The organism is Comamonas sp. DB36 (assembly GCF_057914905.1).
In genome coordinates this window covers 695,215-721,223 of record NZ_CP196631.1, presented here as the reverse complement: position 1 = coordinate 721,223, position 26,009 = coordinate 695,215, and the positions used below count along the sequence as shown (strand labels likewise).

Annotated in this window: 21 protein-coding genes; 4 read left to right on the top strand and 17 right to left on the bottom strand. The window is 63.8% G+C overall.

Going from position 1 to position 26,009, the window contains the following annotated elements:
• Window positions 1–22 precede the first annotated feature (22 nt).
• From ACSVDO_RS03380 to ACSVDO_RS03370, 3 genes are all read right to left on the bottom strand, one after another.
• Complete coding sequence (locus tag ACSVDO_RS03380) at window positions 23–1,498, bottom strand: glutamate synthase subunit beta (RefSeq protein ID WP_332547992.1); 1,476 nt, start codon at window positions 1,496–1,498, stop codon at window positions 23–25.
• 50 nt (window positions 1,499–1,548) lie between these two features.
• Window positions 1,549–6,279 (bottom strand): glutamate synthase-related protein, encoded by a 4,731-nt coding sequence (locus ACSVDO_RS03375; protein WP_332547991.1) that lies wholly within the window; start codon window positions 6,277–6,279, stop codon window positions 1,549–1,551.
• A 188-nt stretch (window positions 6,280–6,467) separates the two neighbouring features.
• Window positions 6,468–7,172 (bottom strand): transposase, encoded by a 705-nt coding sequence (locus ACSVDO_RS03370; protein WP_489594895.1) that lies wholly within the window; start codon window positions 7,170–7,172, stop codon window positions 6,468–6,470.
• A gap of 316 nt (window positions 7,173–7,488) precedes the next feature.
• Between ACSVDO_RS03370 and ACSVDO_RS03365 the strand changes: the two genes are divergently transcribed.
• The gene (locus tag ACSVDO_RS03365) at window positions 7,489–8,445 is read left to right on the top strand and encodes an IS110 family RNA-guided transposase (RefSeq protein ID WP_489593684.1); all 957 of its coding nucleotides are present in this window, start codon (window positions 7,489–7,491) and stop codon (window positions 8,443–8,445) included.
• A gap of 97 nt (window positions 8,446–8,542) precedes the next feature.
• On the opposite strand, the gene ACSVDO_RS03360 is transcribed toward ACSVDO_RS03365, so the two are convergent.
• From ACSVDO_RS03360 to ACSVDO_RS03310, 11 genes are all read right to left on the bottom strand, one after another.
• A complete protein-coding gene (locus tag ACSVDO_RS03360; protein WP_489594893.1) occupies window positions 8,543–9,430 on the bottom strand; it encodes a class I SAM-dependent methyltransferase in 888 nt (295 codons plus the stop codon).
• Window positions 9,431–10,054 carry a DUF1415 domain-containing protein gene (locus tag ACSVDO_RS03355; RefSeq protein WP_332534523.1) on the bottom strand — a complete coding sequence of 208 codons (624 nt, stop codon included), beginning with the start codon at window positions 10,052–10,054 and terminating at the stop codon, window positions 9,431–9,433.
• A 141-nt stretch (window positions 10,055–10,195) separates the two neighbouring features.
• Window positions 10,196–11,377 carry a deoxyguanosinetriphosphate triphosphohydrolase gene (locus tag ACSVDO_RS03350; protein ID WP_489596321.1) on the bottom strand — a complete coding sequence of 394 codons (1,182 nt, stop codon included), beginning with the start codon at window positions 11,375–11,377 and terminating at the stop codon, window positions 10,196–10,198.
• Window positions 11,378–11,391: 14 nt separating this feature from the next.
• Entirely contained in the window at window positions 11,392–12,510 is a 1,119-nt protein-coding gene (gene aroB / locus ACSVDO_RS03345; protein ID WP_332547990.1) for a 3-dehydroquinate synthase, read from the bottom strand.
• Window positions 12,511–12,627: 117 nt separating this feature from the next.
• Window positions 12,628–13,182 (bottom strand): shikimate kinase, encoded by a 555-nt coding sequence (locus tag ACSVDO_RS03340; RefSeq protein WP_332534529.1) that lies wholly within the window; start codon window positions 13,180–13,182, stop codon window positions 12,628–12,630.
• A 116-nt stretch (window positions 13,183–13,298) separates the two neighbouring features.
• On the bottom strand, window positions 13,299–14,825 hold the full coding sequence (locus ACSVDO_RS03335) for a hypothetical protein (RefSeq protein ID WP_489594891.1): 1,527 nt from the start codon (window positions 14,823–14,825) through the stop codon (window positions 13,299–13,301).
• A gap of 54 nt (window positions 14,826–14,879) precedes the next feature.
• Window positions 14,880–17,018, bottom strand: coding sequence for a type IV pilus secretin PilQ (locus ACSVDO_RS03330; RefSeq protein WP_489596319.1), 2,139 nt, complete (start codon window positions 17,016–17,018; stop codon window positions 14,880–14,882).
• An 8-nt stretch (window positions 17,019–17,026) separates the two neighbouring features.
• The gene (locus tag ACSVDO_RS03325) at window positions 17,027–17,572 is read right to left on the bottom strand and encodes a pilus assembly protein PilP (protein ID WP_489594890.1); all 546 of its coding nucleotides are present in this window, start codon (window positions 17,570–17,572) and stop codon (window positions 17,027–17,029) included.
• Window positions 17,572–18,249, bottom strand: coding sequence for a type IV pilus inner membrane component PilO (locus ACSVDO_RS03320; protein WP_489594888.1), 678 nt, complete (start codon window positions 18,247–18,249; stop codon window positions 17,572–17,574). The genes ACSVDO_RS03325 and ACSVDO_RS03320 overlap by 1 nt, the downstream gene beginning before the upstream one ends.
• Window positions 18,250–18,252: 3 nt before the next feature.
• Entirely contained in the window at window positions 18,253–18,864 is a 612-nt protein-coding gene (locus ACSVDO_RS03315; protein WP_489594887.1) for a PilN domain-containing protein, read from the bottom strand.
• Complete coding sequence (locus ACSVDO_RS03310; RefSeq protein WP_332534536.1) at window positions 18,861–19,940, bottom strand: pilus assembly protein PilM; 1,080 nt, start codon at window positions 19,938–19,940, stop codon at window positions 18,861–18,863. The genes ACSVDO_RS03315 and ACSVDO_RS03310 overlap by 4 nt, the downstream gene beginning before the upstream one ends.
• Window positions 19,941–20,214: 274 nt before the next feature.
• Between ACSVDO_RS03310 and ACSVDO_RS03305 the strand changes: the two genes are divergently transcribed.
• A complete protein-coding gene (locus tag ACSVDO_RS03305; RefSeq protein WP_489594885.1) occupies window positions 20,215–22,599 on the top strand; it encodes a penicillin-binding protein 1A in 2,385 nt (794 codons plus the stop codon).
• A 64-nt stretch (window positions 22,600–22,663) separates the two neighbouring features.
• On the opposite strand, the gene cyaY is transcribed toward ACSVDO_RS03305, so the two are convergent.
• Window positions 22,664–22,999: an iron donor protein CyaY gene (gene cyaY / locus ACSVDO_RS03300; protein ID WP_332534540.1), complete on the bottom strand. Its 336-nt coding sequence runs from the start codon at window positions 22,997–22,999 to the stop codon at window positions 22,664–22,666.
• A gap of 12 nt (window positions 23,000–23,011) precedes the next feature.
• Between cyaY and lptM the strand changes: the two genes are divergently transcribed.
• Both lptM and ACSVDO_RS03290 read left to right on the top strand, forming a co-directional pair.
• Window positions 23,012–23,227 (top strand): LPS translocon maturation chaperone LptM, encoded by a 216-nt coding sequence (gene lptM / locus ACSVDO_RS03295; protein ID WP_332534541.1) that lies wholly within the window; start codon window positions 23,012–23,014, stop codon window positions 23,225–23,227.
• 79 nt (window positions 23,228–23,306) lie between these two features.
• A complete protein-coding gene (locus ACSVDO_RS03290) occupies window positions 23,307–24,134 on the top strand; it encodes an oxygen-binding di-iron domain-containing protein (RefSeq protein WP_332534542.1) in 828 nt (275 codons plus the stop codon).
• Here ACSVDO_RS03290 and msrQ read toward each other — a convergent pair.
• Together msrQ and msrP are read right to left on the bottom strand one after the other, a co-directional pair.
• A complete protein-coding gene (gene msrQ / locus ACSVDO_RS03285; RefSeq protein WP_332683112.1) occupies window positions 24,124–24,738 on the bottom strand; it encodes a protein-methionine-sulfoxide reductase heme-binding subunit MsrQ in 615 nt (204 codons plus the stop codon). The genes ACSVDO_RS03290 and msrQ overlap by 11 nt on opposite strands.
• A gap of 50 nt (window positions 24,739–24,788) precedes the next feature.
• Window positions 24,789–25,784 carry a protein-methionine-sulfoxide reductase catalytic subunit MsrP gene (gene msrP / locus ACSVDO_RS03280; RefSeq protein WP_489594884.1) on the bottom strand — a complete coding sequence of 332 codons (996 nt, stop codon included), beginning with the start codon at window positions 25,782–25,784 and terminating at the stop codon, window positions 24,789–24,791.
• Between the last annotated feature and the right edge of the window lie 225 nt (window positions 25,785–26,009).

The window sequence follows — 26,009 nt, the reverse complement described above, 5'->3', positions numbered from 1 at the left end:
CTTTTGGCGGGGCCTAAGTAGCTCAGCGCGGCAGCGTGCTCTTGCCCATCAGGAAGGCATCGACCGCACGCGCGGCCTGGCGGCCTTCGCGTATCGCCCAGACGACCAGCGACTGGCCGCGGCGCATGTCGCCGGCGGCAAACAGCTTGGGCACGCTGGTGGCGTAGCCCACGGCGGCGTCGGTCGTGGCCTTGGCGTTGCCGCGCTGGTCCTTCTCGACGCCAAACGATTCCAGGATGGACGCCACCGGGCTCACAAAGCCCATCGCCAGGAACACCAGGTCGGCCTTGAGAATCTGCTCGGAGCCAGGAACTTCGGTCATCTTGCCGTCCTTCCATTCCAGGCGCACGGTCTTGACGCCCGTGAGCTGGCCCTTCTCGCCGAGAAATTCCTTGGTGCCGATGGCGAACTCGCGCTCGCAGCCTTCGTCATGGCTGGAAGAGGTACGCAGCTTGTAGGGCCAGTAGGGCCAGACCAGCGGCTTGTTTTCCTGCTCGGGCGGCATGGGCATCAGCTCGAACTGCGTGACGCTCACGGCGCCATGGCGGTTCGAGGTTCCGACGCAATCGCTGCCGGTATCGCCGCCACCGATCACGATCACGGTCTTGCCGTCGGCGCGGATCTGGTTCTTGAGCTTGTCGCCGGCGTTGACCTTGTTCTGCTGGGGCAGGAACTCCATGGCGAAATGCACGCCATTGAGTTCGCGGCCGGGAACGGGCAGGTCACGCGACTGCTCGGCACCGCCGGACAGCAGCACGGCGTCGAATTCGGCCATCAGCTTTTCGGGCGAGACGGTTTCCTTGGCCCAGTTGGTGACCTTGGAGTCCTTGCCCAGGCCTTCGGCGCCCGCAACCAGCACGCCGCAGCGTATGGTCACGCCTTCGGCTTCGAGCTGTTTGGCGCGCAGATCGATGTGCGACTTCTCCATCTTGAAGTCGGGAATGCCGTAGCGCAGCAGGCCGCCGATGCGGTCGTTCTTCTCGAACAGCGTCACGCTGTGACCGGCGCGCGCCAGCTGCTGGGCCGCGGCCATGCCGGCCGGGCCGGCGCCGATGATGGCCACGGTCTTGCCGGTCTTGACGGCCGCGGGCATGGGCTTGACCCAGCCTTCGGCCCAGGCGCGGTCGATGATCGCGTGCTCTATGCTCTTGATGCCGATAGGCGCGGCGTTGATGTTCACCACGCAGGCGGCTTCGCAGGGCGCGGGGCAGATGCGGCCCGTGAACTCGGGGAAGTTGTTGGTGCTGTGCAGCACCTTGATCGCGTTCTCCCAGTCGCCGCGATACACCAGATCATTGAAATCCGGAATGATGTTGTTGACCGGGCAGCCGTTGTTGCAAAACGGCGTGCCGCAGTCCATGCAGCGCGCGCCCTGCACCTTGGCCTGCTCGGGCGTCAGCGCGATGACGAACTCTTTGTAGTTCTTGAGGCGATCGGCAACGGGCTTGTAGCCCTCTTCGATGCGCTCGTACTCCAGAAAACCGGTGGCTTTTCCCATGATGAAACTGTCCTTGAATGATTGGCGAATGGCTTTGGCTTGTCGGGCGATCAAATGGCCACGACTGGCTCGGACTCTGTAGCTAGTTCTGCTTTCGCAGCAATGGCTTCCTTCGCTTTTCGTTCATGGATTTCAGACAGGGCACGCTGGTATTCGGACGGGAAGACCTTGACGAACTTGGCACGCGCCGCGGCCCAGTTGTCGAGCAGCTCGCGCGCCCGCTTGGAGCCGGTCCAGCGGCTGTGGGCTTCGACCAGCGCACGCAGCTGCTGTTCGTCGCTTTCGCCGCGGTGCCAGATGCCCGGGTTCACGGTGGTCGCGAATTCGCTGTGCGGCAGCACCTTCTCGAGCGTCACCGACGCGGTGTTGCAGCGCTGGGCGAACTTGCCGTCCTCGTCATACACATAGGCCACGCCGCCGCTCATGCCAGCCGCGAAGTTGCGGCCGGTCTTGCCCAGCACCACCACGGTGCCGCCGGTCATGTATTCGCAACCATGATCGCCCGTGCCTTCGACCACGGCCGTCGCGCCCGACAGGCGCACCGCGAAACGTTCGCCGGCCACGCCGCTGAAGAAGGCTTCGCCGCTGGTCGCACCGAACATCACGGTGTTGCCGACGATGGTGTTGGACACCGAAGCGCCGCGGAAGGCATGGCTGGGGCGCACGATGATGCGGCCGCCCGACAGGCCCTTGCCGGTGTAGTCGTTGGCGTCGCCGGTGACGTTGAGCGTGATGCCCTTGCACAGGAAGGCGCCGAACGACTGGCCGCCCGTGCCTTCGAAGTGGATGCGGATGGTGTCATCCGGCAGACCTTCGGGATGCGAGCGCGTCACGGCGCCCGACAGCATCGCGCCGACCGAACGATTCACGTTGCGCGCGACTTCCATCAGGCGCACGGGTTCGCCGTTCTCGATCGCGGGCTTGCAGCGCTCGATCAGCTTGACGTCGAGCGCCTTGTCCAGCAGGTGATCCTGCGTGTCGACATGGAAACGCGGCACGTCGGCGGGAACGATGGGCTGGGCAAACAGGCGGCTGAAGTCCAGGCCCTGGGCCTTCCAGTGCTCCAGGCCCTTGCGGGTGTCGAGCAGGTCGGAGCGACCGATCAGGTCGTTGAACTTGCGAATGCCCAGCTGGGCCATGATCTGGCGAACTTCTTCGGCAACGAAGAAGAAGTAGTTCACGACATGCTCGGGCTTGCCGCTGAATTGCTTGCGCAGCACGGGGTCCTGCGTGGCCACGCCCACGGGGCAGGTATTCAGATGGCACTTGCGCATCATGATGCAGCCTTCGACCACCAGCGGAGCGGTGGCGAAGCCGAACTCGTCGGCGCCCAGCAGTGCGCCGATGACCACGTCGCGGCCGGTCTTCATCTGGCCGTCTGCCTGGACGCGCACACGACCGCGCAGGCGGTTGAGCACCAGCGTCTGCTGGGTTTCGGCCAGGCCGATTTCCCAGGGACCGCCAGCATGCTTGATGGACGACAGCGGCGAAGCGCCGGTGCCGCCGTCATGGCCGGCAATCACGATGTGGTCGCTCTTGCACTTGGTGACGCCCGCGGCAATCGTGCCGACGCCGATTTCGGACACCAGCTTGACCGAGATGTCGGCATGCGGAGCGACGTTCTTCAGATCGTGGATCAGCTGTGCCAGATCTTCGATCGAGTAGATGTCATGGTGCGGTGGGGGCGAGATCAGACCCACGCCCGGCACCGAGTGGCGCATGCGGCCGATGTATTCGGTGACCTTGCCGCCGGGCAGCTGGCCGCCTTCGCCGGGCTTGGCGCCCTGGGCCATCTTGATCTGGATCTGGTCCGACGACGACAGGTACTCGGCGGTGACACCGAAGCGGCCCGACGCGACCTGCTTGATCTTGGAGCGCAGCGAATCGCCGTCCTGCAGCGGAACATCGACTTCGACCTGGTCGGCGCCGATCACCGAACCCAGGGTTTCGCCCTGCTTGATCGGGATGCCCTTGAGTTCGTTGCGATAGCGCTTGGGATCCTCGCCGCCTTCGCCGGTGTTGCTCTTGCCGCCGATGCGGTTCATGGCCACGGCCAGCGTCGCATGGGCTTCGGTCGAGATCGAGCCCAGCGACATCGCGCCGGTCGCGAAACGCTTGACGATCTCCGCCGCCGACTCGACTTCGTCCAGCGCGATGGCCTGGGCCGGGTCGCCCTTGAACTCGAACAGGCCGCGCAGCGTCATGTGGCGCTGGCTCTGGTCGTTGACCAGCTGGGCGTATTCCTTGAAGGTGCTGAAGTTGTTGGAGCGCGTCGCGTGCTGCAGCTTGGCAATCACGTCGGGCGTCCACATGTGCTCCTCGCCGCGCGCGCGCCAGGCGTACTCGCCGCCGGCTTCGAGCATGGTCTCGAGCACCGGGTCGTCGCTGAACGCGGCCAGGTGGTTGCGAATGGTTTCCTCGGCGATCTCGAAGACACCGATGCCTTCGATGCGGCTGGCCGTGCCAGTGAAGTACTTGTCGACGGTGTCGGTGCTCAGGCCAATGGCCTCGAACAGCTGCGCGCCGCAGTAGCTCATGTAGGTGCTCACGCCCATCTTGGACATGATCTTCGACAGGCCCTTGCCGATGGCCTTGACGTAGTTGTAGACGGCCTTCTCGCCCGACAGGTCGTCGGGCAGGTCCTTGCCCATGTGCAGCAGAGTTTCCATCGCCAGGTAGGGATGGACGGCTTCGGCGCCGTAGCCGGCAAGCACGGCGAAATGGTGGATTTCGCGCGCCGTACCGGTTTCAACGACCAGACCGGCTGTGGTGCGCAGGCCTTCACGCACCAGGTGCTGGTGAATGGCCGACAGCGCCAGCAGCGCGGGAATCGCGACCTGGGTGGCCGACAGCGCACGGTCGCTGATGATCAGGATGTTGGCGCCGCCGCGGATCGCATCGACGGCCTGGGCGCACAGCGAAGCCAGCTTGGCTTCGACGCCCTGCTTGCCCCACGACAGCGGGTAGGTGATGTCGATGGTCACGCTCTTGAACTTGCCCTGGGTGTGCTGCTCGATGTTGCGCAGCTTGTCCATGGCTTCGAAGTCGAGCACCGGCTGGTGCACTTCGAGGCGCATCGGCGGGTTGACCTGATTGATGTCCAGCAGGTTGGGCTTGGGGCCGATGAACGACACCAGCGACATCACGATCGCTTCGCGGATCGGGTCGATGGGCGGGTTCGTCACCTGGGCGAACATCTGGCGGAAATAGTTGTACAGCGGCTTGTTGCGGTCCGACAGCACGGCCAGCGGGCTGTCGTTGCCCATCGAGCCCACGCCCTCCTCGCCCTTGGCGGCCATGGGGGCCAGCAGGAACTTGATGTCTTCCTGCGTGAAGCCGAAGGCCTGCTGGCGCTCGAGCAGCGGCAGCGTGGCGACGGGCGGCTGGACCGAACCCTTGCCGCCGACGTCGTCGAGCTTGATGCGCAGGTTCTCGATCCACTGCTTGTAGGGCTTGGTGTTGACGATGTTGGCCTTGAGCTCCTCGTCTTCGATCAGACGGCCTTGCTCCAGGTCGATCAGCAGCATCTTGCCGGGCTGCAGACGCCACTTGCGGATGATCTTGCTGTCGGGCACGGGCAGCACGCCGACTTCGGAAGCCAGGATCACGAGGTCGTCGTCGGTGATCACATAGCGCGAAGGACGCAGGCCGTTGCGGTCCAGCGTGGCGCCGATCTGGCGGCCGTCGGTGAACACGATCGATGCCGGGCCGTCCCAGGGTTCCATCATCGCGGCGTGGTATTCATAGAAAGCACGGCGGCGCTCGTCCATGGACTCGTGCTGTTCCCAGGGTTCGGGAATCATCATCATCACGGCCTGGCTGATGGGGTAGCCGGCCATGGTCAGCAGCTCGAGGCAGTTGTCGAACGTCGCGGTGTCGGACTGGTCGGCAAAGCTGATGGGATAGAGCTTCTTGAGGTCTTCGGCCAGCACGGGCGAAGCCATCACGCCTTCGCGCGCGCGCATCCAGTTGTAGTTGCCCTTGACGGTGTTGATTTCACCGTTGTGCGCCACGTAGCGGTAGGGGTGGGCCAGAGGCCATTCGGGGAAGGTGTTGGTCGAGAAGCGCTGGTGCACCAGGCCGATGGCCGAGACGCAGCGCTCGTCCTCGAGGTCCTTGAAGTAAACGCCCACCTGGTCGGCCAGCAGCAGGCCCTTGTAGACCACGGTGCGGCTGCTCATGCTGGGAACGTAGTATTCCTTGCTGTGCTTGAGCTTGAGGCCCTGGATGGCGGCGCTGGCGGTCTTGCGGATCACATACAGCTTGCGCTCGAGCGCGTCCTGCACGATCACGTCGTTGCCGCGGCCGATGAACACCTGGCGCAGCACGGGCTCCTTGGCGCGCACCGTGGGCGACATGGGCATGTCGAGGTTCACGGGCACATCGCGCCAGCCGAGCAGCACCTGGCCTTCGGCCTTGATCGCGCGTTCCATCTCCTGCTCGCAGGCCAAGCGCGAAGCGTGTTCCTTGGGCAGGAAGATCATGCCCACGCCATACTCGCCCGCGGGCGGCAGCGCGACGCCCTGCAGCGCCATCTCTTCACGGTACAGCTGGTCGGGGATCTGGATCAGGATACCTGCGCCGTCGCCCATGAGCTTGTCTGCGCCCACGGCGCCACGGTGGTCGATGTTCTCGAGGATCTTGAGCGCACCGGTCACGATGTCGTGGCGCTTCTCACCTTTGATGTGGGCGACAAATCCCAAGCCGCACGCGTCGTGCTCATTGCTCTTGGAATACAGACCGTGTTCTTGGAGATGGGTGATCTCGGCAGCCGTAGTCATGGCGGAATCCTCAGTTATTTTCGCAGGGAGCCCGAGATTACGACAGTGCATCAACCTATGCAAGAAAATATAATTGGGGTCAGATTCAATTATTACCCGATGATTTTATTCGGATAATAAATTAGGGACACATCAAAATCAGGAGCAAGAAACCCTTATTTGGCAAGCAAGGAATTCAAGCAGCCGCGTCAGTTCGGCATTTCTGAAGGGTTTTTCGGCGGACGGCCCGCGCGCTGGCGCACCACGCGGCGCTGGGTGCGGCTTTGCAGCTCGGCGACAAACTGCGGCGAACCCAGGGCCCAGCCGCGCAGTGCGGCCTGTTCTATGCTCTCCAGCTTCTCGGCCGAAAGGCCTTCATTGACCGCGGCCTTGTAGCCGGCTTCGCGCGCAAACGGCGTATTGCCCAGCGCCCAGAACGAGGGATGCGGATGGACCAGCGTGGTGTAGCGCAGGCCCGCGTTGTGCGCATAGCTGGACCAGGCGTAGTCGGCGGGTTCGCGCGCCAGGCCCGCGCGCACCGGGCTCCAGTCCAGCGCGACCATGCTGGCCAGCAGATATTGGTTGGGGTCCACCACATTGGCGCGGTAGCGCCCGTTCCACAGCGTGCCGCTGCGGCCATGGCGGTTGTTGAAGTAACGCACATAGCTGCGCCCCACCGACTGCATGAACTGCGGCAGGCCGGTGTCGGTCTCGGGCGTCAGCAGCAGCTGGAACTGGTCGGGCAGCAGCACATAGGCATGGATGTCGACCGCGAAGCGCCTGGCCATCTCGCGCAGCAGGTCCAGCATCTGGTTGCAGTCGGCGGTGTCGACAAAGATCTCCGCGCCGTTGTTGCCGCGCTGGATGATGTGGTGCGGCAGGGATGCGAGGGTCAGGCGGGGGAGACGGGCCATGTTGGAGGAACGCTCTGGGAATGGAGATACATGCCTTTGCCTTGAGGCAGGGCCGTTCACCCTTCGACAAGCTTGTATGGTTTGGTCTCCATCAACCAAACTTCAAGAAAGGGCGAGGAGCCGGGATGGAGGGACATCGACAGGCATCGGCCGTTGCTTTAGACCCAACGGACCGACTTCTTGAGTCATTACCCCATCCCTGCGCCGAGCGTCGATAAGGAACCTGGCGACGTCACCTGCATTTGCAGTCTCGATCGCCAATTCTTGCAAGCTCACGCCGACAGCAGGGTCCACCCCGGCACTCGTATTTTGAGCGATGAAGATCCAACAAGCTACTAATTTTGTTGGTGTGGATGTGGCAAGCGCGCATTTGGACGTCGCCATTCAGGGACAGACTCGTGTGCAGCGATTCGACAACACCGCCAAAGGTATAGCCCAGTTGCTGCGCGCACTGCCTTGTGGATGCGCGATAGGGCTTGAATCGACAGGCCGCTATCACCAGGCGCTGGCACAGGCTGCACATGCAGCAGGCCTGAGCGTTTATGTGCTCAACCCGCTGGACGCGCGCCGCTATGCGCAGTCTGTGGGCCAGCGCGGCAAGACCGACCGCATTGATGCCCTTATGCTGGCGCGCTACGTTTGCCGTGAGCATGAGCAACTGCGCCAATGGCAGCCGCCCACACAGACCCAAGAAGAAGTGCGTGAACTCATTGGCCACCGCGCAACCTTGGTGCGTCAGCGCAGCGCGCTGACGCAAGCGGGCAGCCACAGCAAGATGCTCAAGAGCTTGGATGCCCCGGTGCTTCAGGCGTTGAAGCAAGCCATCGAGCGCGTCGATGCGAAACTTGCTGCGGCCATCAAGATGGACCCACCCAGCCAACAGGCATTCGAACACATTACCTCTGTACCAGGACTGGGTCTGGTCTGCGGATCGCTGCTTGTGATGCTGTTCGGGCGTATGCAAGAACGTAGTTCGGATGCAGTGGTTGCATTCACCGGACTGGACCCACGCCCGAATGATTCGGGCAAGAAGATGGGCCAAAGGCGGCTGTCCAAGCGGGGTTGGCCGGAGATCCGGCGCCTGCTGTTTGCAGCCGCGATGTCAGCTGCGCGAACCAAGACTTGGAGCGGGTTGTATGAGGCTCAGCGCAAAAAGGGATTGAGCACGACAGCTGCGCTGATCGTGCTTGCTCGAAAACTGCTGCGTGTAGCGTTCGCGCTGTTCAAGCAGAAAAGCTGCTTCGATGGTTCACGGATGGCGGTAAACGCTTGACGAAAACCATAGAACCTCAGGGCGAACGGAATCCACCCGCCGTTCGCCCTGAGCTTGTCGAAGGGCGCAACCCCATTATCCCGGCAAGGCTGGCGGATCAGTCCTGGGCCACGGACGGCAACCGAAACCGCGTCTCGCCCAGGCTGTCGAGCCCGAATTCCTTGAGCAGCTGCTGCAGGCGCTCGGCCGCGCTGCGCTTGCGGTTGCCCGTGAAGCGCGCGACGATCAGTTCGTTCTTCATGCTGTGCTCCCAGCCCACGAGCTCGGTCACGGTGACCTGGTAGCCCGAGGCTTCGAGAAACAGGCAGCGCAGCACATTGGTAATCTGGCTGCCCATTTCGCGCGTGTGGATGGGATGGCGCCAGAGCTCGGCCAGCGGCGTGCGCGTGAGGCTCAGCGCCTTGGTCTCGCGCAGGCAGGCCGCGACTTCGGCCTGGCAGCAGGGCACGATCACCATCGCCCTGGCCTTCTTCTCGAGGCCGAACGCAATCGCATCGTCGGTCGCGGTATCGCAGGCATGCAGGGCCGTGACCACGTCAAAGCGCTCAGGCATGGATTCCAGACGTGCCGATTCGGCCACCGACATGTTGAGGAAGTGCATGCGGTCAAAGCCCAGCTGCGCGGCCAGCGCCTGCGAAGCTTCGACCAGCGGCGCGCGGGTTTCGATGCCGTAGATCTGGCCGCGGCCCAGGGCCTTGAAGAACAGGTCGTACAAAATGAAGCCCAGGTACGACTTGCCCGCGCCATGGTCGGCCAGCGTCACCGCGTGCTCGTCCGCCGACAGCTCCTTGAGCAAGGGCTCAATGAACTGATAGAGGTGGTAGACCTGCTTGAGCTTGCGGCGCGAATCCTGGTTGATCTTGCCTTCGCGCGTGAGAATGTGCAGCGCCTTGAGCAGCTCGATGGACTGGCCGGGGCGCAGCTCGAGCTGCGCGAACGGATCCTGCGGCGCCTTCTTCGCGCTCTGTTTGTCCTGTCGCGCCATTTATGCGCTTTCCTTGGCGGCCGCCGTATGGCCCGTCACCGGGCAGCTCGCCCCCACGCCCAGGTCCAGCCAGCCGACGATGCCCAGCTTTTCCAGCGTCTGCATGTTGTTCTCGTAGATGGCCTCGGCTTCGGGAAACGCTTCCACGGCCTTGTCTATGCTGTCTTCGCGCAGCAGATGCAGGATGGCGTACGGCGCGCGATTGGTGCAGTTGGTCACGTCGTCGACTTCCGTGCCTTCGAACTGGAACTGCGGGTGGAACGAGGCCACCTGCAGGATGCCGCCCAGGTCCATGGCTTCGACCAGCTCGTCGGCCAGTTCCAGGAAGTCGTTGAAATCGAGGAAGTCCTGCAGCGCATGCGGCACGATCAGCAAGGTGGTGTCGCGCTTCTCGGGCGAGATTTCGGCCAGTGCCTCGAGCTCGACCTGAAGCTGCTCGGCCACGCCGCGCGCATCCGTGGCTTCGCTGACCACGTAATGCACTTGGTTCTTGACATGCACCGCCTTGGCGAACGGGCACAGGTTCAGTCCTATGACCGCCTTTTCGAGCCAGCGCCGGGTGTCTTCGATGACCAGGTCAGTGGGATAGGCCTGCAGATCAGGCGCAGAGGAAAATTCGGTCATGGGAAAGCCTTGTCGTGCACGCGTGCGCCAGGGCTGCGCGCATTGTGGGCGGCGCGGCCATGCGAAAGCGTTGGTGGGGGTCGGCAATTGTAGCGATCACGGCGCGCCGGCGCTGGGCCACGGGCAATCGCGCGCGCGCCTTCAGCTCAGCAGCTGCCTGCCGGTGAGTCTGGCGTGCTCGCGCGCCGCATAGCGGTCGGTCATGCCCGCAATGAAGTCGCAGACCACGCGCGCCAGCGCAGTGGCGTCGCCCGCGTCGTGCGCGCGCTCGGCATAGCGCGGCTTCATTTCCTGCGGGCGTACAAGGTAAATCGCAAACAGCTCGCGCACCACGACCTGGGCCAGGTCGGTGGTCTGCATCACCTGAGGATGACGGTAGAGGTTCTGGAACAGAAAGCGCTTGAGCTGCGTGGATTCGGCGCGCATCGAAGCGCTGAAGGCGACCAGCGGCGGCGCCAGCCGCACGGCATGGGCGTCGGCGGGGTCTGTCAGCGCCAGCCGCGCCTGGCTCTCGGCCACCACGTCATAGACCTGGTCGCTGAGCATGCGGCGTATGGTTTCGTAGAGCAGCCGGCGCTGGCCATGCGGCTGCGCCGCAATCTGCGGGTACTGATCGAGCGTCAGCGCGTGGTAGCGCGCAAACAGCGGCACGGCCAGCAGCTGCTCCATGCCGATCAGACCCGAGCGCACGCCGTCGTCGACATCATGGGCGTTGTACGCAATCTCGTCGGCCAGATTGCACAGCTGGGCTTCGAGCGAAGGCTGCTCGCCGCGCAGAAAACGCTGGGCAATGCCGCCGGGCTCGCGCTGCTCTATGCGCTCGGCGTTGGCGTGCGAGCAGTGCTTGAGAATGCCTTCGCGTGTCTCGAAAGTGAGATTCAGGCCGTCGAAGCCGGGGTAACGCTCTTCGAGCCGGTCGACCACGCGCAGGCTTTGCAGGTTGTGCTCGAAACCGCCCCACTCGCGCATGCATTCATTGAGCGCATCCTGGCCCGCGTGGCCGAACGGCGTATGACCCAGGTCGTGCGCCAGGCAGATGGCTTCAACCAGGTCTTCGTTGAGCCGCAGCGAGCGCGCGATCGAACGGCCCAACTGCGCGACTTCGAGCGAATGCGTGAGCCGCGTGCGAAACAGATCGCCCTCGTGGTTCAGGAACACCTGGGTCTTGTAGACCAGCCGGCGAAACGCCGACGAGTGCACGATACGATCGCGGTCGCGCTGGTGATCGGAACGCGTGGGCGCGGGCGCCTCCTCGTGCAGCCGGCCACGCGTGTCCGCGGGCCTGCAGGCCCAGCGCGCCAGGCCTGTCGGATGCGCGTCCATGGGCTGGTTGTTGCTCAGAGGCAGCAAGCGTCTATCACTTCGCGCACCAGTTTGTCGGGCGCCGAACGCACCATGGCCTTGCCCGGCTCGGCGATCAGCACGAAACGGATCTCGCCGCCTTCGGCCTTCTTGTCGACACGCATATGCTGCAGGTAGTGGCCCGCGTTGTCGCGGCTGGCGATGATCGCGCCGCGCGTGGGCAGGCCCGCGCGCGCAATCAGGCGCACCAGGCGCTGCACGAATTCCTCGTCGACCAGACCCAGGCGGCGCGACAGGCGCGCGGCCATGACCATGCCCGCGGCCACGCCTTCGCCGTGCAGCCAGACGCCATAGCCCATGCCGGCTTCCATCGCGTGGCCGAAGGTATGACCGAAGTTGAGCACCGCGCGCAGCCCGCCTTCGCGCTCGTCCTGGCTCACGACCCAGGCCTTGATCTCCACGCTGCGCTTGACCGCATGCGCCAGCGCCGCCTTGTCGCCGACCAGCAGCGCATCGAGGTTGTCCTCGAGCCAGGCCATGAATTCCATGTCGGCAATAGGACCGTACTTGATGACTTCGGCCAGGCCCGCAGCGAGTTCGCGCGGCGGCAGCGTGGCCATGGTGTCGAGATCGCAGACCACGAGCTGCGGCTGGTAGAACGCGCCAACCATGTTCTTGCCCAGCGGGTGGTTGATGGCCGTCTTGCCGCCGACCGAGGAATCGACCTGCGACAGCAGCGTGGTCGGCACCTGCACGAAAGGCACGCCGCGCATGTAGCAGGCGGCGGCAAATCCCGTCATGTCGCCAATCACGCCGCCGCCGAGCGCGAACAGCACTGTCTTGCGGTCGCAGCCCTGGCCCAGCAGCGCGTCGAAGATCTGGTTGAGCGTCTGCCAGTTCTTGTGTTCTTCGCCGTCGGGCAGCGTCACCACCTGCACCTGCGGGTAATGCGGCGCCAGCGCGGCCTGGAGCTGGGCCGCATACAGCGGAGCGACCGTTTCATTGGTCACGATGAGCGCGGTGCGCGCGCGCGGCAAGGCGGCGTAGACCGATGGATCGGACAGCAGACCGCTGCCAATCAGAATCGGGTAGGAGCGCTCGCCCAAATCAATATTCACCTGGTGCTGGCAACCTGCCACTGCGCTCAGATCCATTGTGTTCCGTCCGTTCTCAAAAAGCACCGCAAGTGCGCGTATCGTGGTCAAAGGCGGCGGCGCGTCGCCCCAAGCCTTCTATCGTAGCCGCAAGCGACGCCCAGCGGCGCAGAACATCTATCGCGGCGTGGCCATCGCACCGCCGTGCGGCGCGGGAAAATCATATTCACCGAGCTCGGCCTGCATCGCGAGCTTGCGCACCACCTGGGTCACGGACAGCCGTGCGGTCTTGATCGTGTAATGCGCGGTCGCCAGATAGAGCGCATGGCGCTGCTGCATCAACTCGCGCAGACGCAGGGCCGGGTCCTGGCCCTTGAGCAACGGTCGGGTGGTGTCGTTGCGCAGCCGCCGCGCGATATCGTCGGGTGCGGCCTGCAGATAGAACACGGTAGAGCGCGAATGCAGATGGATGCGGTTGGCCTCGCGCAGCACCACACCACCGCCCGTGGACAGCAGCAAGGGCTGGGGCACGGCCGTGATCTCGTCGATGACCTGCTGCTCCACATCGCGGAATGCCGCTTCGCCATGCGCGCTGAAGTAGTCCGCTATGGTGCAGCCCAGGCGCTGCTCGATCACATGATCGCTGTCGACAAAGCCCATGCCCCAGAGATGGGCGAGTTGCTTGCCGATGGTGGTTTTTCCGCTGCCCGGAAGGCCGATCAATGTGTACATGGGATGGAAAAAATCCGCCCTAAGGCGGATTTGTCTGAAGGTCCGAGGAAGTCGCCGCCGCCGAGCTTAGCGCAAGTGGCGGGCGCTGACTTCCGGGCCCATGGAAATGACCTGTATCAAGCCGCAGGCGTACAGGCGGGGTAGTTCACCGGAATGGCGAATTGCTGCACGCGGGTGCCGGCCGTAAGCTTGAACAGCAGGTTGGCTGTTCCCGGTGCTGTAGCCTTGGTCAGGCTGAATGTCAGTGCCACTGCCGTACGGGTGTTGGGCGAAGATTGCTCAGGCGCACGCGCATTCAGAGCATCCAGCACGGGCGAGCCGGACAGGACGCTGGCCGAAGCGACAGTCGACAGCGATTCGATCGACAGCGTGCTGCCGGCCGGCAAGGCAAAGCCCTTGACCGTGCCCACGCTGCCCGTCCAGATGGCCTTGCAGGTTCCATCGAACGCCAGCCCATCGAACGACGTCACCAGCGAATTGCCGCTGTAGAGACCGCCTTCGCTCACGCTCGTGGCATTGAAGTAGATGGTATCGGAAATGCTCACATCCTTGCCAGCAGCCGCGGAGAAGGCCTGGCCGCTCACCACCACGGGAATGCGTACCCCGTCCAGGGGGCGTGGATTCTGCACCTGGTATTCGATGTCGCACAGACCGTTGATGGTCGTGCAGCCACCGCGATCGGAGGTGCCGACACGGCCGTAGGTGGTGGTTGCCACCACGGGGAAGCCGTCCGCCACCGGGTTGCCATTGGCATCGGAGACGGCCACGCGAATGATGCTGGAGTCACCCGAAATATCGCGGTTGAGCACAAACTTGGTGGCCGACAGATCAAAGGCGCCAGGAACGGCCGTACCCGTGGTCACGGTCAAGGTGTCGGACTGGGTGAGCAGCGTGGAGCCGGTCACGGTGGCCTTCACGACCACCGAAGTCGGCAAGGTCTTGGAAGACACGGAAGCAGAGACAACGCCGCTGGCATCGGTCGTGCCCGTGGTGCTGTTGAGCGTCACCACATTGGCCGGGATCGCTTCGAAGGTCACACGCACGCCGGGAACGGCAGCGCCGGTGCCATCGACCACCTTGTATTGCAGGATGGCGGTTTCGGAACGGCCGTTGCCGCCCGCGCCGGCAATCACAATGGATTTGTCGGCCGGCACGGCCGAGACAAAGTTCACGCCACGTGCCAGCGTCTGCGGATCCACGCCCTCGACCACGGCGCCCGTGACCGCCAGGTTGCGCGATGCGGCATAGGGCTTGGCAGCCAGGGTGGCCGTCGCGGTGACGGTCGTCGCGCCCAGCGCATCGAGTGCGCCGGCCTTGGCTTCGATCACGGCCTGGCCACTGGCGTTCGTCAGCGCCGTGGCGGCCGCGGGAGTGAATTGCAGCAATCCGCTGCCGCTTTCGGAAAAAGTCACGATTTCATTGGGTACGGCGACACCGGCCGCCGTCTTGAGCGTGGCCAGCAGCCGCACCGAGTCCGATGCTGCGAAGGAGTTGCTGGCGAGGTCCACGCCCGCGCTCGTCTGCAACTGCAGTTGCACGACATAGGTTGCGGACGTGCCGCTGCCGTTGCCCGTGCTGCCGCCAAATCCGGGCGTGCCGCCGCTGCCGCCGCCCCCGCCGCAAGCCGCCAAGGCAGCAGTCATCACGACCGCCAATACACAGTTATAGATCTTCATACATGTCTCTCAATGGAAAAATCAGCGCGCGCTCTTGTTCTGCATCAGCATCTTGGGCGTGATGAAGACCAGCATTTCCCGCTTCGACGTCTCGCGCGTGCGGCTCTTGAACAGATTGCCCAGAACCGGCACATCGCCGAGCAGCGGCACCTTGGTCTCGTTGTTGGTTTCTTCCATTTCGAAGATGCCACCAATCACCACCGTACCGCCGTTCTCGACCAGCACCTGCGTCTGGATATGTTTGGTGTCGATCGCCACGCCCTGGCTCGTGGTCTCGCCACGGCTGTCCTTGTTGACGTCGAGATCCAGAATGATGTTGCCTTCGGGCGTGATCTGCGGCGTGACTTCGAGCTTGAGCACGGCCTTCTTGAACGCTATCGTGGTCGCGCCGTTCGGCGCCGTGACCGAGTACGGGTACTCCGTGCCCTGCTCGATCAGCGCCTTGGTCTGATCGGCGGTGATCAGCCGCGGGCTGGACACCACCTTGCCGTTGCCGTCGGCTTCCATCGCCGAGAGTTCGAGCGTCAGGAAGCGATTGGCGGCCGAATTGAAGATCGACAGCGCGAACGTCCCCGCAGACTGCACGTTGGACAACGACGCCGGCAGGTTGACGAAAGTGCCCGATGTATCGACCGTGGTGCCCACGCCGCCCGTCGCGGTCGCATTGCCGTAGTTGGTGCCTATGCCGACACGGTTGCCGCCGCCTATCGAATAGCCGCCGTTGCCGCCGTTCTGCGCGCGCAGATCGCCACCGCCGAGCTTGACGCCCAGCGAACGGCCGAAGGTGTCGCGGGCTTCGACGATGCGCGCTTCGATCAGCACCTGGCGCACGGGAATGTCCAGTGTTGCGAGCAGGGTCTTGACTTCCTCGAGCTTGGTCGGCGTGTCGGTCACGAACAGCTGGTTGGTGCGCGGTTCGGCGATTGCCGAGCCGCGTTCCGACAGAAAGCGCGTGGTGGAGCCGCTGCCGCTCGAATGGCTCGCGATCTGCTTGATCATGTCGGTCGCCTTGGCGTAATTCAGCTGGAAGCCCTGGGTGCGCAGGGGTTCGAGCTTTTGAATGGCCATTGCTGCCTCATAGTCCTTCTTGGTGCGCGCGTCGATTTCATCCTTGGGCGCGATCCACAGCACCGAGCCCGACTTGCGCATGCCAAGACCCTTGGCGTCCATGATGATCTGCAGCGCCTGGTCCCAGGGCACGTCCTTGAGGCGCAGCGTCAGCGAGCCCGTGACGGTGTCGGAGGTCACGATGTTGAAATTCGTGAAATCCGCGATGACCTGCAGCAGCGAACGCACTTCGATGCTCTGGAAGTTCAGCGACAGCTTTTCACCCGTGTAGTCCGGCCCCTGACTCAGCTTCGATGCGTCGACCTTCTTGGGCCGCACTTCGATGACGAACTGGTTGTCGCTCTGGTAGGCACTGTGTTCCCAGTCCCCTGTGGGCTCTATGCGCATGCGCACGCGACCGCCGGACTCGGTCGTGGTGATCGTCTGCACGGGCGTACCGAAGTCGGTCACATCGAGCTTTCGACGCAGGCCTTCAGGCAGCGAGGAGCGCAGGAAATCGGCGACCAGCGCCTTGCCTTCCTGGCGCAGGTCGACGGCCACCTGATTGCTGGCCAGCCCGATCACGATGCGCCCGGAGCTGTCGGCGCCGCGGCGGAAGTCCACGTCGCGGATAGGCAGCACATCGCTGCCCGCAGGCCGGGCGGTCAACACGCGCGGCTCGGCCGCGGCCTGTGCGGTCGCGGCCGAAGGCACGGGCGCCAGAATGACGAACAGGCTCTTGCCCTGGATATCGGTCCTGTAGGAAGTCGCGGTCTTGAGGTTGAGCACCACGCGCGAACGACCGCCGGCTTCGACCACATTGACCGACTTGAGATTGCCCTGGTTGAGTTCGACCTGCGACTGGCCGGTCGCGTTCTGCGTTCCCGGGAAGTCGAGCGCAATGCGCGCTGGGGACTGGATGGCAAAGCCTGTGGGCGGTTTGGCGAGCGGCTCCGACAGCTCGATGCGCAGCACCTCGCTGCCGTCCTGCAGAGAACCCGCCACCGACTGGATGGCGCCCTGAGCAAACGCCGATGACGAAAGCAGCAGCCCTGCCGTCACCGCCGCGTGTCGGCATTGCGCCAGCAAGCGCTGCGCCAGATTTCCGTGCATGTTGTTCATCATTTCTGTGTCTCCTGCAACACCAGTTCGGTATTGCGCTCAATCCACTCTCCCGTGACATCCTGGATGATTTCACGCAGCTGGATGGAGTTTTCCGTGATCCGGATGATTTTTCCGTAGTTCTGGCCGAGGTAATTGCCTACCCGCACCTGGTAGAGCAGCCGGTCCACCTTGACCAGGGCGGTCGGCTGGCCCAGCTTTTGCAGGCTGCCGACCATCACCATTGCGTCCAGGGGCATGGCTTCCAGCGGTTCCTTGCGGCGATTGAGTTCCGACTGCATCAGGCCGGCCTGCTGCCCGCCTTGCTTGGCGTCGCGCCGCAGGGCCTGGGTCAGCTTGCCTGAATCGAAAGGATCGGCACCACCATCCACCGCATAGGTTTGGGGCTGGAATTTCTTCGGTTCCTCGATCGGGGTGATCCGGGGCCGTGCCTGGGCGCGCTGCTGCGCCATCCATTGCTGCAGCTCTTCCTGTTCAGTGTCGGCGCAGCCGCCGAGCAACACCACGGACAGTCCCAGCGCGAGGATCAGCGGTCGTTGATGCATTATTTCTTCTTCCCCGAAGCCGCTTTCTTCTGCGTCGCGATCTCATCCGCATCGAGGTAGCGGAAAGTGCGCGCCGTCGCATCCATCGTCAGCGTGCCGTTGCCATCCTTGGCGACCGGCGCAATGGCAATGTTGTTGAGCGTCACGATGCGCGACAAGTGGGCGATATCGGAGGCGAATGCACCGATGTCGTGGTAGCTGCCAGTGACCTTGAGCGAGATAGGCAGCTCGGCGTAGTAGTCCTTGACCACCATCTGGCCGGGACGGAACAGTTCGAACTGCAGGCTGCGCCCCAGCCCCGCCTGGTTGATATCGGACAGCAGTGCCGCCATTTCGGCCTTGCTGGGCAACTGCTTCTCGAGCTGGATCACGTATTGCTGCACCTGTTCGCGCTGCTGCTTGAGCGCCTCCAGGCTCACGGCCTTTGTCAGTTTTTTCTGGAAGTCCTGGCGCAGCGTCGCTTCGCGCTCCTGCTCCATGCGCAGTTCATCGCGGTAGTCGCTCAGCTGCACGAACCACAGCACGACCGCCACGCCGACGGCGATCGCAATGCACAGCAGCGTGCGCGGAACGACCGGCCATTGCGACGGGTCGTTGGGATGCAGGTTGCTGAACTGCTTCTTCAGCTCGGCTTGCAGCCGGGCGAAATCCGGGCCCTTGCGGGTTTTCTTGGCCATCGCTTATCTCCCGCCCGCAGCTGGCGGGACGGCGTCCATCGCCTTTTGCGCTTCGCTGGTGCGCATCAGCCGAAAGCGCAGATTGAACGAAGCCACGCGCCGCTGGTCCTTGGCCGTCAGCGACAGATTGGTCGCGACGATTTCCGTGAGCTCAGGCTTGGAGAACCAGGGCGTGTTTTCCGACAGGTTGCGCAGCATCTCCGAGACACGCTCGTTGGACTGGGCCATGCCTTGCATGCTGATCACCTGCCCATCCTGCTTGAGGCTGGTGATGTAGACGCCGTCAGGCAACTGGGCCACGAGCTCATGCAGCAGATGGACCGGCAGATTGCGGTCCGACTGCAGGTCCTCGACCGCCTTCTGGCGCGCGCGCAGGGCGGTGATTTCATTTTCCAGTCCGGCGATCTCCACGATCTGCTTTTCCAGCACCGTGATTTCCGATTGCAGCAGGCTGTTCTTGCCCTGCTGGTCGGCAATCTGGCTTTGCAGCATCGAGTAGATCAGTCCCGCGATCAGCAGCCCACAGACGAACGACAGCAGCATCGTGGTCTGGAACATCTGCTTGCGGCGCTTGCGCGCCGCTTCGCGGTGGGGAAGTAGGTTGATCAGTATCACTGGAGAAACCTTCTCAGGGCCAGGCCGCAGGCCGTCAGATAGGACGGGGCCTCGCGCGCCATCTTCTTGAGCCGCACATTGCTGCCGATCTGCATGCCATCGAACGGGTTCACCAGGCCGCAGGCAAAGCCCGTGTGTTGAGTGATGGCCTCGACCAGACCAGGCAGGGGGGCCGAGCCCCCGGCCAGCAGAATGTGGTCGACGCGGTTGTAGGGCGTGCTGGTGAAGAAAAATTGCAGCGCGCGCGCCACTTCCTGCGTCATGCTTTCGACAAACGGCTTGAGAACGACCTGCGAATAGTCTTCGGGCAATTCGGCATTGCGCTTCTTGGCTTCGGCTTCCTCAAGCGAAAAGCCGTACTGGCGCGCAATCAATTGCGTCAACTGGGCACCGCCGAACGCCTGGTCGCGCTCATAGAGCACTTCTTCGTTGCGCAGCACCTGCATGCTGGTCGTGAGCGCGCCGACTTCGAACAAGGCGACGATCGCATCCTGGCCTTTCTTCGGCAGGTTATCGATCAGCCGGCCCGCGGCCAGGCGCGCGCAATGCGATTCGATATCGACGATCACCGGCGTCAGGCCCGCGGCTTCAGCCAGGCCCTGGCGGTCCTGGACCTTCTCGCGGCGCGAGGCCGCGATCAGCACGTCGACATCTCCGGGCGAATTCGCGGTCGGGCCGATCACGCAGAAATCCAGGCTCACTTCGTCGAGCGAAAAGGGAATGTACTGATTGGCTTCGGACTCGACCTGGACTTCAAGTTCCTGCTCGCTCATTTCTCCGGGCAGCGAAATCCGCTTGGTGATCACGGCCGAAGGCGGCAGCGCCATGGCCACGTTCTTGCTGCGCGTGCCGCTTTTCTTCACCAAGCGGCGCAGCGCTTCGGCGACTTCATCGAATTTTTCAATATTGCCGTCGGCAATCCAGCCGCGCTCCAGCGGCTCGATACTGCAACGCTCCAACACCAGCGTCCCTGACGCATCGCGGCCAAGCTCAACGAGCTTGATGCTCGAAGAACTGATGTCAATACCTAACAAAGATGCAGGCTGGCGACTGAACAGGGAACCTACTGTGATCAACGTGCCCTCCCGAGCCTGTAAGAAATGCAACAAGGTCTCACATTTCGCGTTGATGCTATCAGCAAGCGCTCAATGAAAACCTAAGGTTGTATCAACTGTATCGCCTTTGCGTGGCCTAAATAAGACGTTTACATGCGAAGGAATCCTCACTTCGTCGACACTTGGTCCACGCCAGTTCCGGCTGGAGCATTTCTCCCTCATGGCATTGCGTTGCTGCGCCGACCCCGGATCGCAGCGATTTTTATAATGCCAGTTCTTCTCCTTATGCTGCGCCATGCCGACTTCTGAAAAAACCGAAAAGTCCTCGCCGTCCCGCGCGTCTTCTCCCCGCCCTCCCCTCCACTGGTTGACCAAAGTCCTGTTCGGGCTGATCGGACTCGCTGTGGCCGGCGTCGTGGGTGTGCTGCTGACGGTGGCCGTGGCGCTGGCAATGGCCTACCCCAACCTGCCCGACGTCTCCGAACTCGCGGACTACCGTCCCAAGCTGCCGCTGCGCATCTATTCAGCCGAAGGCGCGCTGCTCGGCGAGTTCGGCGAGGAACGCCGCACGCTCACGCCCATACAGGAAATCCCCAAGGTCATGACCGATGCGGTGCTCGCTATCGAGGACACGCGTTTCTTCGAGCATGGCGGCGTGGATTACAAGGGCATTGCCCGCGCCGTGCTCGCCAACCTCGGCGCGGGCGGCAAGAGCCAGGGCGCGTCCACGATCACCATGCAGGTCGCGCGCAATGTCTATCTTTCTTCGGAAAAGACATTCACGCGCAAGATCTACGAGGTGTTGCTGACGTTCAAGCTCGAGCATCTGCTGACCAAGAACCAGATCCTTGAGATCTACATGAACCAGATCTATCTGGGCAATCGCGCCTACGGTTTCGCGGCCGCGTCCGAAGCCTATTTCGGCAAGCCGCTCAAGCAGATCTCCATTGCCGAAGCCGCGATGCTCGCCGGCCTGCCCAAGGCACCGTCGGCCTACAACCCGATCAGCAACCCCAAGCGCGCGCGCAGCCGCCAGCTCTACATCATCGAGCGCATGGAGGAAAACGGCTTCATCACTTCCGCCGAAGCCCAGCAGGCCAAGCAGGAAGAGCTCAAGATCAGTTCGGGCAGCAACAACACGCGCGTGCACGCCGAATATGTGGCCGAAATGGCGCGCCAGCTGATCTTCGCCCAGTACGGCAACGAAGCCTATACGCGAGGCATCAATGTCTATACCACGCTCAACGCGGGTGAACAGGACGCAGCCTATACCGCCTTGCGCAAGGGCATCATGGATTACGAGCGCCGCCAGCACTACCGCGGCCCGGAACGCTTCATTGCCCTGCCCCAGGATGCCGAAGAGCGGGAAAATGCGATCGACGACGTGCTCGCCAACCACCCCGACAACGGCAACGTGATGTCGGCCGTGGTGCTGGACGCGAACCCGCGCAAGATCGTCGCCACGCGCGCCGATGGCGAAAAGTTCGAGATCACGGGCGACGGCCTCAAGCCCGCGCAGTCGGGCCTCAGCGACAAGGCACCGCCCAATATCAAGCTGCGCGCCGGCGCTGTGATCCGCGTGGTCAAGACGCCCAAGAACACCTGGGAAATCACCCAGTTGCCCGAAGTCGAAGGCGCATTCGTCGCGCTCGACCCGAAAACCGGCGCGATCCGCGCGCTGGTCGGCGGCTTCGACTTCGGCAAGAACAAGTTCAACCACGTGACCCAGGCCTGGCGCCAGCCCGGCTCGAGCTTCAAGCCGTTCATCTACTCGGCTGCGCTCGAGAAAGGCTTTTCGCCGGCCACGATGATCAACGACGCGCCCATCTTCTTCAGCGCCGGCACCACGGGCGGCCAGCCCTGGGAGCCCAAGAACTACGACAGCCGCTACGACGGCCCGATGAGCATGCGCACCGGCCTGAACAAGTCGAAGAACATGATCTCGATCCGCCTGCTGCAGGCCATAGGCCCAAAGTTCGGCCAGGAATGGGTCACGCATTTCGGCTTCGACGCCGACAAGCACCCGCCCTACCTGACGATGGCACTGGGCGCGGGCTCGGTCACCCCCATGCAGATGGCCGCGGGCTACTCGGTGTTCGCCAACGGCGGACACCGCGTCAACCCCTGGCTGATCACGCGCATCACCGACCACAAGGGCCGCGTGCTGTCCGAGTTCCAGCCCCAGCCGCTGGAACAATTGCCCGAAGCCATTCCGCCGCGCAATGCGTTCATCATGAACAGCATGCTGCAGGACGTGGCGCGGGTCGGCACCGCGGCGCGCGCCCAGGCCACGCTCAAGCGCCCCGACCTCTACGGCAAGACCGGCACCACCAACGACTCGGTCGACGCCTGGTTCGGCGGCTTCCAGCCCACGCTGGCGGCAGTGACCTGGATCGGCTACGACACGCCGCGCAATCTGGGCTCGCGCGAGACCGGCGGCGGTCTGAGCCTGCCGATCTGGATCGACTTCATGCAGCACGCGCTCAAGGGCGTTCCCGTGGCCGAGCTGCCCGTGCCGCCTGGTGTGGTCAACGTCGGTGGCGAATGGTTCTACGAGGAATTCGCGCGCAATGCGGGCGTGAGCAGCCTGGGCGTGCCCGAAGGCGCGACCGAAGGCAGTCCATCGGCGCCGCCGCCCTCGGAAGAGCGCAACCGCATCCTGGACCTGTTCCGCAACTGACAGCCGTGCGCCCCATGGAAAAAGCCCCTCGCGAGGGGCTTTTTCATGTCCGGCGCAAGCGCGATCAGGCGCTGAAGGTCAGCGGCAGATTCGACTGTTGCGACGCATAGCGGCTCAGGCAGGCAAAGAACTCGCCTTCGCCCTTGGTGTCCAGCCAGCAGGCCTGGTCGGCGTCATAGCGGAAATGAAAGCCGCCGGCCTTGGCCGCCAGCCACACTTCGTGCAGAGGTCTTTGCAGATTGATCACAATCTGGCTGCGGTTGGGAAAGGACAGCGTGACCATGCCGCCCGCGCGCTGGGCATCGATATCGGCGTCCGATTCGTCATTGATGCGGTCGCATCCCTGCTCCACCGCGAGCAGCAGCTTTTCAGCGCAATCGAGAAATTCTAGGTCGTTCATTACAATCCGCACATGTTGAGAGCTTCCCAAATTCTAGTCAGGTCTTTTGCCCTTGCGCTGTGTGCGGCGTCACTCGGTGCCTGCGGCCAGCGCGGCCCCCTGTATCTTCCCACCGCACCCGAGGCCGCGCAACGCGCCACCTTGCCCGAAACGCTGCGCTCGCAGATCTTCGACGATGCCGCCACGGCGCCGGTGCGCGCCCCCGTTCAGCCCGCGAACGCCCGCTGATCCCGGCCTGCTTGATCCAGGTCAACAGCGCAGGCTGCGCCAGAGCCTACAGTGGGATTTTCCGCTGGATTGCCCTGCCATGCCGATTGAGCTGTACCGCGACAAGCACCATGCCTGCCTAATGTTCTGCGACCTGATCGAGGAAGATGGCCAGGCCGTGCAGGCCAACCAGTTCCTGATCGTCGACGGTGATACCGGCGCCATCATCGACCCCGGCGGCAACCTCGCGTTCAACGAATTGTTCATGGGCATGGTGCGCCATTTCGCGCCTGCCAAGCTGTCGTATGTGATCGCCTCGCATGCCGACCCCGACATCATTGCCTCGCTCGACCGCTGGATGAGCAGCACCAAGGCTTCGCTGGTGATCTCGCGCGTCTGGGAGCGCTTCGTGCCGCATTTCGCCAAGGTCGGCAAGACCGACGAGCGCATCATCGGCGTGCCCGACGCGGGCGGGCGCCTGCCGCTGGGGCGCAACGAGCTGCTGCTGCTGCCCGCGCACTTCCTGCACTCCGAAGGCAATTTCCACTTCTACGATCCGGTCAGCCGCATCCTGTTCACGGGCGATCTCGGGGCGTCGATGGTGACCGGCGCCCAGGCTTCCGTGCCCGTGACCGACCTGGGCCCGCACATTGCGCACATGGAAGGCTTTCACCGGCGCTACATGGTGTCGAACAAGATCCTGCGGCTGTGGCTGCACATGGCGCGCCAGCTCGATATCGCGATGATCGTGCCCCAGCACGGCGCACCCATCCAGGGCCGGCCCGCGATCGAGGCCTTCTTCGACTGGCTCGAGACCCTGGCCTGCGGCATAGACCTGTTCGACCAGCGCGCCTACCAGCAGTCGAATGCCGTGATCGACCCGATCTCGCGCCTCACGCGCGCGCCGCTGCGCGCCGTCAACGGCTGATCGCTTCCGGCTTCGCGGCCCAGCGCTTGCGCAAGGCGCGCTGCAGGCGCCAGCCCAGCAGCAGGGCCAGGATGGCGGCGTAGACAAACACTTCGTTGAAGTTGTTCTTGCCGGCGCGCATCCAGAAGAAATGCAGGATGGCCAGGCCGGCGATCGCATAGACGCTGCGGTGCAGCCATTGCCAGCGGCGCGCGCCCATCCAGCGCAGCACGCGGTGCGGCGAAGTCACGGCCAGCGCCGTGAGCAGCGCGAACGCCAGCATGCCGACCAGAATGAACGGCCGCTCGACAATGTCGCGCCAGATCTCCGCGAAGTCCAGCCCCTGGTCGAAGACCGAGTAGCACAGCAGGTGCAGCGTCGCATAGAAAAACACGAACAGGCCCAGCATGCGCCGAAAGCGCGCGAGCGCGGGCAGGCCCAGCACAATGCGCGCCGGCGTGACCGCGAGCACCACGCACAGGAAGCGCAGCGTCCAGTCGCCGGTCGCGCGGATCAGCGCCTCGGCCGGGTTCGCGCCCAGCGTGTCGAACACCGCGCCGTAAAGCAGCTGGGCAAACGGCAGCAGGCACAGCACGAACACCAGGGGCTTGGCCGCCGGGTGCATGAACCAGGTTTTCCAGCGCGCGGGCAAGGCGCGCTTTTGCGGGGTGGCGGTCAAAACTGTTGCTTGAGGTCCATGCCTGCGTACAGCTGGCCGACCTGCTCGCCGTAGCCGTTGAACATCAGCGTCTTGCGCTTCTTGGCGAACAGCCCGCCTTCGCCAATGCGCCGCTCCGTGGCCTGGCTCCAGCGCGGGTGCGGCACATCGGGGTTGACGTTCGAGTAGAAGCCATACTCATTGCGCGCCGCCTTGTTCCAGGCCGTTCCGGGCTGCTTGTCGGTCAGGCGGATGGCAACAATGCTCTTGGCACTCTTGAAGCCGTACTTCCAGGGCACGACCAGGCGCACGGGCGCGCCGTTCTGCGCGGGCAGCACTTCGCCATACATGCCGAACGCCAGCAGCGTCAGCGGGTGCATGGCTTCGTCGAGGCGCAGGCCTTCGGTGTAGGGCCAGTCGAGCACGTTGGAGCGCAGCCCGGGCATCATCTTCTGATCGGCCAGCGTGACGAACTCCACGTATTTGGCGCTGCCCAGCGGCTGCACCTGGCGCAGCAGCTGGGCCAGCGAGTAGCCGACCCAGGGAATGACCATGGACCAGCCTTCGACGCAGCGCAGGCGGTAGATGCGCTCTTCCTGCGGGCTGAGCTTGATCAGATCTTCGAGGCTGAAGGTGCCGGGCTTGGCGACCAGGCCTTCGACCTTGACGCTCCAGGGCGTGGTCTTGAGCGTGTGGGCGTTGCGCGCGGGATCGGCCTTGTCGAGACCGAACTCGTAATAGTTGTTGTATTGGGACGCATCGGCATAGGGCGTCAGCGCTTCCATGGTGTTCGCGCCCACCACCTGGCTGGGTTGACCGGGCAATGCGGCCAGCTTGCCCGGACGCGGCACCGCGGCCAGTGCATCGCGCCCGGCCCAGGCCGCGAGCGTGCCGCCGGCCGCCCCCGCAGCCATGGTGCGCAACAACTGGCGCCGTGCCTCGTAGACCGGCTGGGGCGTGATCTCACTGCCCCGGGGATGGTTGAAGCCGTCGCTATCGGTTCTTATCAGCATGGCAATTCCTTGGACAAATTTCCTTGTCTGATGCATTGTGACCGCGGTTGGTTCAACCTGCGCGGCAACAAAAAAAGAGCGCCCATCGCTGGACGCTCCTTTTGCGTAACGAGAGATTGAAGGCCCAGGCATTATGAGCAGCTTATGCAACTGGCGTGCCCCAGCATGGGGGCAGCGAGCAAGGGCCGCCCCGCAGCGAGGCTGCCGTCCCTAGCCGGGCGCCCC